The following is a 13,519-nucleotide window of genomic DNA, read 5'->3' on the forward strand; positions in this document are numbered from 1 at the left end:
CTAAATGGCTTTTCTTTTGATTAGAACTATTCTTATTTAGTTTTTTCTTTTCGTTTTTGACGAACTTCCTCCCGGTAGGAAGAATTCCCTATATAGCGCAGAACATTTAACAAAGGACTATGATGTGGCCCCAATACCCCAATCAATTCTGCTAACAACTCTACTCCAAACAAGAGCCCGATCACTAGTAGGACGCCCCCAATGCGACTCGAGATGTTGAGCAAGAGAGAAATCAAGGAGAAAATCATCGAAATTCCATAGATCACAAGTACAGTTCCCCGATGTGTCAAGCCCAGAGAAAGAAGTCGGTGGTGCAAGTGATTGCGATCCGGTTTATAAAATTTTTGACCAGACAGGGTCCGACGGATAATGGCTAAAAAGGTATCTGTAATCGGCACTCCGAGGATAATCATGGGCGTAACTACCGCAACTGCCGTTGCATTTTTCAAGCCTTGCAAGGACAAGACAGAAATCATAAATCCGATAAACAAGGCTCCGGTGTCTCCCAAATAGAGAATGGCCGGATGGTAGTTAAAGGGAAAGAAACCAGCGATGGACGCAACCAATACAAAGATCGTCATGGTCAGAAAGAGATTGGGTACTGGTAGAAAGAAATAGGACACAATCCCCATTGTCACTAGGGAAATAATAGAGACCCCACTCACCAAGCCATCTAATCCATCAATCAGATTGACCGCATTGGTAATGGCAACAATCCAAATCACTGTCAAAAGATAAGATAGCCATGGTTCAAAATGAAGTAAGGGACCACCAAATGGAATCTTGAAATCATTCAGCCGAAAATCTGTCAAAAACCAGACTAGACTCGCTGCCAGCAGGATACCGATCATCTTTTTCTTGGCTGACAACTCTTTTACATCATCGATCAAGCCTGTAAGAGCGATAATCCATCCCGCTCCTACGACCGGCAAGGTATAGGACAAGTAACTTTTGATTGGTGCGGTAGTGGATGTCAGCATAGGAATAAACACAAGAGTCGCAATTGAAAAAGCAATCACAATAGACAGTCCACCCGCGCTTGGCATGGGCTTGGTATTGATCCGACGCGCATTCGGATAATCTACGGCATCAATCTTAAAGGAGAATAGGCGAACCAAGGGCGTCAATACCAAGGCAATCATAAAAGTTCCAATCAGCACCAGAACAAATTGCAAGGAAAAGGACATCATAAGCTAGCAACTTTCTTCAAATTCTCAATCGCACCAGACACCATTAATAAATGACCATGTTCCTGCAGAACGGCCCGTGTCACTTCTGAATCATCCGCATACTCCCGAATGATAGCAAGTAACCAGGTTGGATATTGATTTGGTTGATCCTCTGTATCGATCAAGACAGTTAAATAATAATCAGATCCCATTTTGTATAATTCAGAGGTATCCACTGGAAAGCTGACCGTTTTTGAAAAGGCAACTGCTTGCTGGATATTTGAAAAACGCAAAATGTAATAAATATACTGACTTACTGGTGCTTCAGATGTAGGATCTTGTTCTTGATTGTCCCGCAACTCTTCTTGTTCCAAATGGTGGATAGCTTCTGCATCCCCTTTTGTCTTATCAGAGATTGTTTTTTCCAAGGTTTTGATAAATTCATCTGGCGTCATGCGCGACAACTCTTCCATATCAGGAAGATCTGATAAATCCTCAAAATCCAATTGTTGGTCAATTTTTGATTTGGTAACAAAAACATCTAATTTATCTGGTTTTGGTGTCACACGAAAACTCAACATCCCACTATCCAGGAAGCTTTCAGGCATTTCGAGCTCATCCAAAATGGCGTAGAAAAATTCTTCTGTTTTTTCTTGTGGGACAAGGAAATCAGCAATTTCCATCCCACGTTCTTCTAAGTCTTCTAGTTGGATCGTGATCTTAATTGTTGAATCACTAATTTGCTTCATCTTCATAGCATAACCTCATACTTCTAGTCTTACTATTATACTAAAAAATTGGATAGAATTCAAAAAAAGGATGCATAGAAAAGAGGTCGGGACAAAAGTCTCCAACCTCGAAAAATAATTTGATCGAGTTCAACCGTTCTCTTAGAAAATAACACGGAAGAGTCCATACAATAACAAGATGGAACCAAGAACGATCCGGTATTTCCCAAAGACAGTGAAATCATGATTTTTCACATAATCTGTCAAGAATCGGATGGCGTACATGCTGACCACAAAGGCCACTCCCATCGCTACCAGTAGAATAAAGAGTTGCCCCAATGCTAGTGAATGTCCGCCAAGAGCGAATTTCCCAACCTTTAAGAGGCTAGCCCCAAACATGGCTGGGATCCCCAAATAAAAGGTAAATTCTGTCACCACCGGGCGGCTAACACCATTGATCAAGCCACCTACAATCGTAGCACCTGAACGGCTTGTTCCTGGAAATAGCGATAAAACTTGGAAGAGTCCGATATAAAGAGCTGTTCGATAAGGTAGCTTATGCAATTCCGTTACTGCTGGCTCAACTTGTTCCCGTCTTTCCAGATAGATAAAGGCAATCCCGTAGGTGATCAACATAATCGCAACGGAAATCGAATTGTGGAAATGCGCCTCAAACCAATCATCTAATTTAAAAACAAAGACAAGTGGGAGGGTTGCAACCGCAACTTTTGCCCATAATTGCCAAGTCCGACGTACTTCTAGTGGAGATTTACCAGGTTTGAAGGGATATAATTTATCGAAATAAATCACCACAACCGCTAGGATCGCACCCAATTGGATCACGACATTGAACATCTCCATAAAGGCTGGATCTTGATTTTTAAACTGCACAAAATCCTGTAGCAGAATCAAGTGACCTGTACTTGAGATCGGTAACCATTCTGTAATCCCCTCGACAATCCCAAAAAGAACCGCCTTGATTAATTCGATCAGAAACATCTTTTTCTCCTAAACTTATATTTGCTCTATTATATCATAATTCTATGGACTGGACCAGGCCCTCCGTACTAGAAAGGAAAGAGCGGCCAAGACCATTCTTAGTGCTACTTAGAAGGCACCAAAGCCTCCTCCGCCTCCTCCGCCAGAGAAGCCTCCTCCACTACCAGAAGAAACCGTGAAATGACTAGCCGTCGATGCTGTCGATCCATAAGTAGACATGGCATGACTTGAGTGGGTCACATCATGATAGAATGGGGTGTAAACGAAAGCGTTTAAGGCTTGATTTTCTAGATGAATATTTCGAAGCTTCATGACTTTAGTGACCTGATCAGCTACACCATACAAGGCCGCATAGACCAATAAGCGGTTCCACAGAACCAGAGACTGCAACTCTGCATCATTAAGGTGAGCAATTTCTTTCAACATCCGACCAAAACTATCCCAGTAATAGCGTTGCTCAGCACCCGCAAGATTGACAACACCATCTCGTAGGCAGGCTTTAAAGACACCATTGAAGCGCACTGGCATAAACCAAAGTATGAGGATCCCTATCAAACAAGGAACAGAGAACCACCCCATCCCAAAGATAGCAAAGATTTCTGCTCCAAAGGCGATAAACCAAGCAGCCCAACCAAAGAAGAGACTTCGTCTAGCTTGCGCTTCTTCTTTTGCTTCTAAAGGGCGATAGTAGCTTGGCAAATGGAGATCTTCCACCTTGCGATGAACATCTCTGGCCACTTGGTTGACAGCCGTATCAAAGCGACCCTGAGCCCAACTTCCTAGTGAACGAATGGCATCTTGATCTGCTTTTTTGGCATGTTTGTATACATCATCACTAAATTTATAATTTTCAAAGAGACGGTTAACAGGACAGGAAACTTGATCCCCAAAAGCCATATTCATAAAGGAGCGTTCAAAATCATCCACATGTCCATGAGACTTCCTGGTCAAAACGACTTCATTTCCTTGTTGCTCGTAGACAATCACTCCACGGTCCATCAGATCCAGCAAAGTAGCTTGAAGCATTTTTTCAAATGTAAACACCGGCGGAGTCGCCTTCTCTTTATTAGTCGGGGAGGCCTCGTCTAATTCAGCTGAATAAACAACCGAGCTCATGACAAGAGGTGCAATATCCTGTGGAATTTCATAAAGACGAGTATCGGTCGGATAGGTCACACCAGGCCAAATCATTTTTTTGAACCGATTGCGACCCAAGAGAGAAAGAAGCCAGAGTGCAATAATGAAGGCTGGCAAGATCCAGTTCCAAAACATGCGTGACCAGTATTTTTCCTGTTCAATTTTAGCTTGGTTCTTATGAAATTCATCCAATTTGGTTAATCCTGTATTTCGACCAGAATCATACAAGGTAGTTAGGTCTGACTTCAACCAGTATCCATACAGCTCCACAGCCTTTCCTTTGCCAAGGTTATAGAAGGTGGCAGAATAGATTCCATCTTCTTTCTTTACAGTCACATCCGGTCCCATAAAGGCTGTATGGATATACAGTTCCGATTGGGCATTAGCTGGTGCAAACTTAGGGATGACACGAAACTGAACTTCATCCACCTTCTGATCACCATCTGTGATCGGTTTCCAGTTCAACTCCAAGATATCCTTGTGTGAATAGAGGAGATTTTTTAATTTCCATGTAACTTTAATTTTGACAGTATCTGTCGCTACACCACTGTTATAAATTTTCACTCGGTAGCCATCACCTAGATTCGTAATCTCGGGTTCTCTTTGAAGATCACGACCTTCCACCTCAACCTTTGGCGGTATCTCAATTGCAAAGCCTTGTGGCATGTTCCCCGCAGTTCCTAGGCTAACATACTGCCCTCTATAAGAATCTTTGAAATAATAAACCAGTTCTTCCTCATAGGTGGCGTCGTCCCAGGTGTCCAAGGTCAAGGTTCCACCATAGTAAAGTACATCATAAGATGGACTAGATGCATGGACATTCTGACTGACAAAAAGGCAGGCCAAAAAGGCGAAAAAAACATACAAATACTTTTTCATTTGATCACGCTCCTTTGTATTATTATAACATTTTTTAAATAAAAAGAGGACCATGTTTGAAATGTATCCTATTTTACTGTACAATAGGAGAAGTTAAAATAAGGAAGAGGAGAAAACATGAAAAAAACATTATTCGCTCTCTTAACGGGGCTTTTCATTTGCCTGGGGATCACACAGGTTGCTCATGCAGATGACTATTTACGAATCGGAATGGAAGCGGCCTACGCTCCTTTCAACTGGACCCAAGAAGATGATGCAAATGGAGCTGTTAAAATTGACGGTACCAATCAATATGCCAATGGGTACGATGTCCAAATCGCCAAAAAAGTTGCTGAGGAGTTAGGTAAAAAACCTCTGATCGTAAAAACATCTTGGAACGGTTTAATTCCAGCCCTCACTTCTGGTAAAATCGATATGATTATCGCTGGGATGAGTCCAACCGCTGAACGTAAAAAAGAGGTCGCCTTCTCCAAGAGCTACTATACCAGTGAACCGGTCATGCTCGTTCGTAATGATGGAAACTATGCAAACGCCACTAGTCTAGATGACTTTAAAGATGCAAAAGTCACCTCTCAACAAGGGGTCTACCTCTATTCTCTCATTTCCCAACTCAAGGGTGTGAAGCAAGAAACTGCAATGGGTGATTTTGCCCAGATGCGTCAAGCTTTAGAATCGGGTGTTATCGATGCCTATGTTTCTGAACGTCCTGAAGCCTTAACCGCCGAGTCCGCTAATTCTAAATTTAAGATGATCCAATTCAAAAAAGGATTTGAAGTTGGGGAAGAAGATGCAACTATCGCTATCGGGATGAAGAAGGGTGACACTAGAATTGACCAAGTCAATGCCGCACTAGCTAAGATTTCGTCTGAAGACCAAGTCAAACTCATGGATGATATGATTAAGAAGCAACCAGCTTCCAGTGATGCTAGTGATGATAAGCAGACATTCTTTAGCCAAATGATGAAGATTTTAAAGGATAATGGCCCACAGTTCATACGGGGAACTGGAATGACCCTCTTAATCTCTATGACTGGAACTATCGCTGGGTTGATTATCGGTTTGTTAATCGGTGTCTTCCGGACAGCTCCGAAGGCTAAAAATAAATTCCTTGCTGGATGCCAAACTGCCTTTGGGTGGTTCCTCAATGTCTATATTGAAATTTTCCGTGGAACTCCGATGATCGTTCAATCAATGGTCATTTTCTACGGTTCCGCCCAAGCCTTCAACATTTCCTTGGATCGTACCTGGGCCGCCATCTTTATCGTATCAATCAATACCGGAGCATATATGAGTGAGATTGTTCGTGGTGGGATCTTAGCAGTGGATCCAGGTCAGTTTGAAGCAGCGACTGCTCTAGGAATGACCCATGGACAAACCATGCGCAAGGTCGTCCTTCCACAGGTTGTTCGCAATATCTTACCAGCAACAGGGAATGAATTTGTTATTAACATCAAGGATACATCTGTTTTGAATGTTATCTCTGTAGTTGAACTGTACTTTACAGGAAATACGGTCGCAACTCAAAACTACCAATACTTCCCAACCTTTACGATCATCGCTGTGATTTACTTCGTTCTCACCTTTACTATCACACGAATCCTTCGCTACATCGAACGTCGCTTAGATTCTGATACTTATACTACAGGTGCAAATCAAATGCAAGTCAAAGAGGTGAAATAATGGCAGAAAAAATTCTTGAAATCCAACATTTAAAAAAATCTTACGGTCAAAATGAAGTCTTGAAAGATATTTCGCTCACCGTTGAAAAAGGAGAGGTGATCTCCATCATCGGGAGCTCTGGTAGCGGAAAATCAACCTTCCTTCGCTCCATCAATCTTCTGGAGACTCCTACAGCTGGAGAGATTCTCTATCGTGGGCAAAATGTTCTTGATCCTGAGTATGATCTTACCCACTACCGCGAGAAATTGGGGATGGTTTTCCAAAGCTTTAATCTCTTCGAAAATTTAAACGTCTTAGAAAATACGATCGTTGCACAAACGACCGTCCTCAAGCGTGATCGTGAGACTGCAGAGAAAGTTGCCAAAGAAAATCTTGAAAAAGTCGGTATGGGATCTCAATATTGGGCTGCCCGTCCGAAACAACTTTCAGGTGGTCAAAAGCAACGGGTCGCCATCGCACGGGCCCTTTCCATGGATCCTGATGCCATTCTCTTCGATGAACCAACTTCTGCCCTAGACCCAGAAATGGTTGGGGAAGTCTTGAAAATCATGCAGGATCTGGCAAAAGAAGGACTCACCATGATTGTCGTCACCCACGAAATGGAATTTGCCCGCGATGTCTCTAGCCGGGTCATCTTCATGGACAAGGGTGTCATCGCTGAGCAAGGAGATCCAAAAGAAATCTTTAGCAATCCAAAAGAAGAACGGACCAAGGAATTCCTTCAACGCTTCTTACATTAATCTCTTGAAACAGTTTGCTTACCAGTATGGAAGCAAGCTGTTTTTTTGTACCGCTTCTGCTTTTGAGGCATCGAAAAAAACCAGATAGCAAACTCTCTGGTTTTCAATTGGAACAACAAATTAATTTTCGAATTTTTGATGATTTTTGTCATAAAAATCAATCAATCCGAGTGCAGTTTCAAACGAGATGTTCTTCACTTTTGCACGTCCTTGAGCCAAGGCAATGATAGACATTTCACGGGCATTTGTTTCTTTACTGATACGATATCCCGTAATTTTCTTATCGCGTACCCATCCAACAACTGATTCTACTTTTTCAAAGTTCGATTTAGCCATGATCTTTCTCCTATATTATTATTTCCAATACTAATATAAATTGTTTTGCACATTTTGTCAACTAAAATCGCTGAAAATACGAACCTTTTTTAAAAAATGAGAAATAGTTTACTTTGCTTTCAGGGCTGATAATATTTGTGTACGAATGTTTTCGACCCCATCTGGGTTGGCTGGTAGGAAAATCGTATTATTCCCTTCTTTATCTGCAAAATTATTTAAGGTATCTAAGTACTGATTGGTTAACAGAATAGACATGATTTGCTCTTCGGTCAAGTCTACATTGGCTCCTTTTAACTCTTTAATAGAGTCTGCCAATCCATCGACAATAGCCTTCCGTTGCTCGGCAATACCGACCCCGTGCAAGCGGTCTTTTTCCGCCTCAGCTTCGGCAGCAGTAACGATCTTGATCTTGTCTGCTTCTGCCAATTCCTGTGCTGCCACGCGTTTTCTTTGCGCCGCATTAATCTCGTTCATGGATTGTTTCACTTCGGCATCTGGCTCAACTTTGGTGATCAAGGTTTTTACAATGATATATCCATAGGTTGACATCTCTTCTGCCACTTGTTTTTGAACTTCAAGGGCGATTTCATCTTTTTTCTCAAATAATTCATCCAAGGTCAACTTGGGGACAGAAGAACGCAAGGCATCTTCAATGTATGATTTAATCTGTGATTCTGGACGCATCAACTTGTAGTAGGCATCCTTTACGTTGCTTTCGTTCACTCGGTATTGCGTCGCCACATTCATGGTAACGAATACGTTATCCTGAGTTTTTGTTTCAACCACGATCTCACTCTGCAAGACGCGCAATTGAACTCGTGCTGCAATTTTATCGATACCAAAAGGCGCTCGCATATGAATACCACTATCGCTAATTTTTTGATATCGTCCGAAGCGCTCGATGATGGCAACGGATTGTTGCTTGACCACATATAGTGAGCTAATCACAATGAATCCTGCAACCAGTAGCAAGAATAAAACAAAGATAATAAATCCAGGCATAAAAAGTTCCTCCTTTTAATTTACGCATATCATATCACAAGTGTTGATAAAAAAGCAATATATTCCTTAAAAATATATTGCTTAAATGGTCGATTGTTTCTGTATGATACTCAGACGAGCATATTATAGAGTGTTTCATTGCCGTTCAAGTTAATGAAAGACGGATCAAAACGCTCGATACGGTTGACCAAGCCTGCATAGTCATGTTTATTGGCTAAAGTAACCCCAATCAAGACAGGGCCTGTTCCCTTACTAGCGCGCTTGATGTATTCAAAACGTGTGATATCATCATTTGGCCCTAAGATATCATTTACAAACTCGCGAAGGGCCCCTGGACGTTGTGGGAAGTTTACGATAAAGTAGTGTTTCACTCCATCGTAGATCAAGGCACGTTCTTCCATTTCAGGCATGCGGTTAATATCATTATTCCCACCTGAGATAATACAACAGATCGTTTTACCCTTGATGTATTCGCGCAAGATCTCTAGAGATGCCACACTAGCAGCTCCCGCTGGTTCAGCAACAATTCCTTGCTTAGAATAAAGATCAATCAAAGTCTCTGAAATCAAACCTTCATCGACCCCAACCAGGGTTTCCACATGCTGACGGGTTACTTCATAGGTTAATTGTCCCACTTTTTGCACGGCAATCCCATCTGCAAATTTATCAATTTCTGGTAATTTGACTGGGCCCCCTGCTTCAAAAGCAGCCTTCATGGAGCGCGCTCCTTCGGCCTCTACCCCAATGACTTCAATCCGAGGATCCGTTTCTTTGATATAGGTAGAAACACCTGAAATGAGGCCTCCTCCACCTACAGGAACAAGGACAGCATCAAAGGAAATCGATTCTTTTCGAGCTTCCTCAAGAATTTCATAGGCCACTGTTCCTTGGCCAGCCTGTACGTGTGGATCATCAAACGGGTCAATAAAGGTCCGTTTTTCTGCAAGAGTAAATTCTTGAGCTGCCTTAGCTGACGCGTCAAAGGTATCCCCGACCAACTTAATCGTTACATAGTCCCCACCAAAGAATCGGACTTGGCCGATCTTTTGTTGAGGTGTTGTAATCGGCATGAAGATGGTTGCTGGAATCTTCATTTCATTACAAGTATAAGCAACTCCTTGCGCATGGTTTCCCGCAGAAGCACACACTACCCCACGCTCACGCTCTTCTTTTGAGAGTTGAGAAATTGCAAAATACGCTCCACGAATCTTGAACGAACGAACACGTTGGGCGTTTTCTTTTTTCAAATAAATCTTTGCCCCATATTTTTCAGATAAATAGTGGTCGTATTCAAGGGGCGTATTGACAACGACTCCACTTAATATTTTATGGGCCTTGGCCACATCTTTTGCTGTTATCATTTCTTACCTCTGTTGCTGTGTATTGATCAAAAAAGCAAGCTAGGGTGTCCCAACTTGCTTAGTCTTCTACAGACAATTAGTTGTAGATTTTGAAGGCGTCATCGTCGTTTTGACCAACGAATGGCATTGCTTTACGCAATTCAGCACCAACTTTTTCAATTTCAAGTTCTTCAGCTTGTTTGCGGAAGGCTTTCAAACGTGGGAAACCAGCATCGTGGTCTTCAACGAATTCACGCGCAAATTTACCTGATTGGATATCAGCAAGGGCAGCTTTCATGTTTTCTTTTACTTCTGGACCGATAACACGTGGACCAGTTACGAAATCACCAAATTCTGCAGTATTTGAACATGATTGACGCATTTTCTTGAAGCCACCTTCGTAGATCAAGTCAACGATCAATTTCATTTCGTGAAGGACTTCGAAGTAAGCCAATTCAGGTGCATAACCAGCTTCTGTCAAAACTTCAAATCCAGCTTCGATCAAGCTTGTCAAACCACCCATAAGAACGGCTTGTTCACCAAACAAATCTTCTTCTGTTTCTTCTTTGAAGGTTGTTGAAAGAAGACCAACACGTGCTGAACCAACACCTTTTGCCCAGTCCATTGCGATGTCTTTCGCGTTACCAGTAGCATCTTGGTAGACAGCGTAAAGTGCTGGTACACCAAATCCTTCAGTGTAAGTACGACGTACCAAGTGACCTGGTCCTTTTGGTGCAACCATGAAGACATCTACGTCTTCAGGAGCTTTGATGTAACCAAAGTGGATATTGAAACCATGGGCAAAACCAAGAGCTTTACCAGCGCTCAAGTTTGGAGCGATTTCATCTTTGTAGATATCTTTTTGGATTTCGTCTGGTGCCAAGATCATGATGATATCAGCCAATTTAGTTGCTTCTGCAACTGGGTAAGCTTCAAATCCATCTTCTTTTGCTTTATCGAATGATTTACCAGGACGCACACCGATGATGACATCATGACCTGAATCACGCAAGTTTTGTGCGTGTGCATGACCTTGTGAACCATAACCGATAACGGCGATTTTTTTACCATCAAGTGCTGGTACTTTAACGTCTTTTTCGTATTCCATTTGAACTGCCATAAGTAAAATCTCTTTTCTATTATATTATTTGCCTTTTTAAGGCGGGGTTAACAATGTTAAGGTGAGAATTAATCTCGAGTAAATCCGGTTGCACCGGTGCGGGCGATGTTTTTAATCCCATAAGGTCGAATAACACGAATGAGGGCTTCGCTCTTTTCTGCATTTCCCGTCATTTGAACGGTGATAGAGCTTGGGGCTACATCGACCACGGTCGCACGGAAAGGTTGAATAATGGCCAAGATTTCTGCTCGCTTCTCAGCAGGTGCAGAAACTTTCACCAGGATCACTTCGCGCTCCAAGTGTGGTTTATCAGTGATATCCCGGACACGGATCACATCCACTTGGCGGTTGAGCTGTTTGATGATTTGCTCTACTTCATCATGCGAAGCAACATCAATGATAATGGTAATCCGCGATACATTAGGGTTTTCTGTTGCGCCAACAGAGATGCTTTCGATATTGACTTGACGTCTCGACAAGACTCCAGTAAAGCGGTTCAGAACACCTGAGCGGTTTTGAAGTTTGGCTGTTAACATTCTACGCATTAAACTTCACCCCCAACATCTCATGATTACTCTTACCAGCTGGTACCATCGGCAAGACATGCTCTTTCCGAGAAATGTCTACTTCGATGAACATTGGTACATCTTCTGTGATGACTTCCAAATCCTTCTCAAGAGTTTCAGGATTATCAAATTTATAATTCTTGATCCCGTAAGCTTGCGCCATCAATTGGAAATCTGGAAGGCTATCAAAGACTGACTCTGACGTCCGACCATCATAGAAGGCTTCTTGCCATTGACGGACCATTCCAAGCGAGTGGTTGTTGAGCATAACGACCTTGATCGGAACCTTATAAATATTTAAGATTGCCAATTCTTGATTGGTCATTTGGAAACCACCATCTCCGACAAAGAGAACAACTTCTTTATCTGGATTGGCAATTTTCGCTCCGATAGCTGCAGGAACACCGAATCCCATCGTTCCTAGACCACCAGATGTTACCAATTGGCGCTCATTTTGGTAAGGATAGTATTGAGCTGCCCACATTTGGTGTTGTCCAACGTCTGTGACGACAATAGCGTCTCCCTTGGTCAACTCTCCAATGCGTTCAATCACAGCTTGTGGTTGCACAACCCGTTCCTTCTTATCGTAAGAACGAACCCGGTTCTTATCTTGGGTCACCTTTTCGATCCACTTTTCAGTGTTATTATGAACCGTTGGCTCTGCTAGCAACTGTTGCAAGGCTTTCTTTGCATCGCCAACCACAGGAATGTCGACAGCAATGATCTTACCAATCTCTGCAGGATCAATGTCGATATGGGCAACCTTAGCATTTTTAGCGAAAGTCTTTGGATTCCCTGTCAAACGGTCGTCAAATCGACAACCAACACTGATCATGAAATCCGTCTCTGTCATAGCGATATTGGCCGCGAAGGATCCATGCATGCCTCCCATCCCTAGGAAAAGAGGATGACTGGTTGCAATCGTTCCTTGGCCTAACAGACTGGTCACTACCGGAATTTGATAGCGCTCTGCTAGAGCAATCAACTCTTTTGCAGCTCCAGCGTAACTCACCCCACCACCAGCAAGAAGAACTGGTTTTTTAGCCTTACTCAATTGCTTCAAAATCTTTTTGATCTGCAATTCATTGGGTTCAATGGTAGGCTGGTAGCTTGGAAGCTTCACACTTGGTTCATAGATAAAATCTGTCTCTAAAGCAGACACATCCTTTGGAAGGTCAATTACCACAGGGCCAGGACGGCCGGTCGTCGCAATATGGACAGCTTCTGTGATAATTCGTGGAATATCTGCCGTCTCACGTACTTGATAGTTGTACTTGGTGATGGGCATGGTAATTCCCACGATATCCGCTTCTTGAAAGGCGTCTTTCCCGATCCCAGCACGATTGACTTGACCAGTGAAGACTAATAGGGGAACGCTATCGCTCATGGCATCTGCAATCCCTGTAATGGCATTTGTAGCCCCCGGTCCACTAGTGACGACTGCGACACCCAGCTTTCCAGTTGATTTGGCGTAGCCTTCAGCCTCATGCAAGCATCCTTGTTCATGACGACCCAAGATATGCTGGATACCCTCAAAGCTATAGATGGCATCGTATAAAGGCAAAACCGCTCCACCAGGATAACCAAAAATCGTGTCAATGCCCAAATCACGCAGGGTTTCAAGAACGAGCTCTGAACCGGTTTTTGCAGTTTCTAAGGTAATTTTCTCCATGTCTCTCCTTTCCAGTACTTTGTATATCAAATTAGCATGCTACTATCATACCATTTTTAGAAAATATTTCAAGGAAAAATAGTAAATTTTCTGAATTTTCTATCCAAATCCGAAGAATGAGAGTTTTTCTAAAAATGCTAGGTCTATCAGA

Annotated in this window: 12 protein-coding genes; 2 read left to right on the plus strand and 10 right to left on the minus strand. The window is 42.6% G+C overall.

Annotation, left to right across the window (positions count from 1 at the left end; genetic code table 11):
* Positions 1-32: 32 nt before the first annotated feature.
* The 4 genes from H7T92_RS09965 to H7T92_RS09980 all read right to left on the minus strand — a co-directional run bounded on the left by H7T92_RS09965 (position 33) and on the right by H7T92_RS09980 (position 4,912).
* Positions 33-1,190 carry a glycosyltransferase family 4 protein gene (locus tag H7T92_RS09965; RefSeq protein WP_023919310.1) on the minus strand — a complete coding sequence of 386 codons (1,158 nt, stop codon included), beginning with the start codon at positions 1,188-1,190 and terminating at the stop codon, positions 33-35.
* Complete coding sequence (mecA, locus tag H7T92_RS09970; RefSeq protein WP_003004768.1) at positions 1,187-1,924, minus strand: adaptor protein MecA; 738 nt, start codon at positions 1,922-1,924, stop codon at positions 1,187-1,189. The genes H7T92_RS09965 and mecA overlap by 4 nt, the downstream gene beginning before the upstream one ends.
* Positions 1,925-2,059: 135 nt before the next feature.
* The gene (locus tag H7T92_RS09975; protein WP_013904699.1) at positions 2,060-2,896 is read right to left on the minus strand and encodes an undecaprenyl-diphosphate phosphatase; all 837 of its coding nucleotides are present in this window, start codon (positions 2,894-2,896) and stop codon (positions 2,060-2,062) included.
* A 108-nt stretch (positions 2,897-3,004) separates the two neighbouring features.
* Positions 3,005-4,912 (minus strand): DUF2207 domain-containing protein, encoded by a 1,908-nt coding sequence (locus H7T92_RS09980; RefSeq protein ID WP_201037691.1) that lies wholly within the window; start codon positions 4,910-4,912, stop codon positions 3,005-3,007.
* A gap of 117 nt (positions 4,913-5,029) precedes the next feature.
* On the opposite strand from H7T92_RS09980, the gene H7T92_RS09985 reads away from it, so the two are divergent.
* Together H7T92_RS09985 and H7T92_RS09990 are read left to right on the plus strand one after the other, a co-directional pair.
* Positions 5,030-6,592 (plus strand): ABC transporter substrate-binding protein/permease, encoded by a 1,563-nt coding sequence (locus H7T92_RS09985; protein WP_201037692.1) that lies wholly within the window; start codon positions 5,030-5,032, stop codon positions 6,590-6,592.
* Positions 6,592-7,332 carry an amino acid ABC transporter ATP-binding protein gene (locus H7T92_RS09990; protein WP_003010256.1) on the plus strand — a complete coding sequence of 247 codons (741 nt, stop codon included), beginning with the start codon at positions 6,592-6,594 and terminating at the stop codon, positions 7,330-7,332. The genes H7T92_RS09985 and H7T92_RS09990 overlap by 1 nt, the downstream gene beginning before the upstream one ends.
* A 120-nt stretch (positions 7,333-7,452) precedes the next feature.
* On the opposite strand, the gene H7T92_RS09995 is transcribed toward H7T92_RS09990, so the two are convergent.
* The 6 genes from H7T92_RS09995 to H7T92_RS10020 form a co-directional block, all read right to left on the minus strand.
* Positions 7,453-7,668 (minus strand): capsule biosynthesis transcriptional regulator, encoded by a 216-nt coding sequence (locus H7T92_RS09995; RefSeq protein ID WP_006594972.1) that lies wholly within the window; start codon positions 7,666-7,668, stop codon positions 7,453-7,455.
* Positions 7,669-7,776: 108 nt separating this feature from the next.
* Positions 7,777-8,670, minus strand: coding sequence for an SPFH domain-containing protein (locus tag H7T92_RS10000; protein ID WP_049475093.1), 894 nt, complete (start codon positions 8,668-8,670; stop codon positions 7,777-7,779).
* Positions 8,671-8,780: 110 nt separating this feature from the next.
* The gene (gene ilvA, locus H7T92_RS10005; RefSeq protein WP_125826528.1) at positions 8,781-10,031 is read right to left on the minus strand and encodes a threonine ammonia-lyase IlvA; all 1,251 of its coding nucleotides are present in this window, start codon (positions 10,029-10,031) and stop codon (positions 8,781-8,783) included.
* Between the two features lie 76 nt (positions 10,032-10,107).
* Entirely contained in the window at positions 10,108-11,130 is a 1,023-nt protein-coding gene (ilvC, locus tag H7T92_RS10010) for a ketol-acid reductoisomerase (RefSeq protein ID WP_003004157.1), read from the minus strand.
* A 68-nt stretch (positions 11,131-11,198) separates the two neighbouring features.
* Positions 11,199-11,675 carry an acetolactate synthase small subunit gene (gene ilvN, locus H7T92_RS10015; protein WP_003010242.1) on the minus strand — a complete coding sequence of 159 codons (477 nt, stop codon included), beginning with the start codon at positions 11,673-11,675 and terminating at the stop codon, positions 11,199-11,201.
* Positions 11,668-13,368 carry an acetolactate synthase large subunit gene (locus tag H7T92_RS10020; protein ID WP_003004603.1) on the minus strand — a complete coding sequence of 567 codons (1,701 nt, stop codon included), beginning with the start codon at positions 13,366-13,368 and terminating at the stop codon, positions 11,668-11,670. Before H7T92_RS10020 ends, ilvN begins: the two co-directional genes overlap by 8 nt.
* Positions 13,369-13,519 lie beyond the last annotated feature (151 nt).

Source organism: Streptococcus parasanguinis (assembly GCF_016648855.1).
Taxonomy (GTDB): Bacteria; Bacillota; Bacilli; order Lactobacillales; family Streptococcaceae; genus Streptococcus; species Streptococcus parasanguinis_L.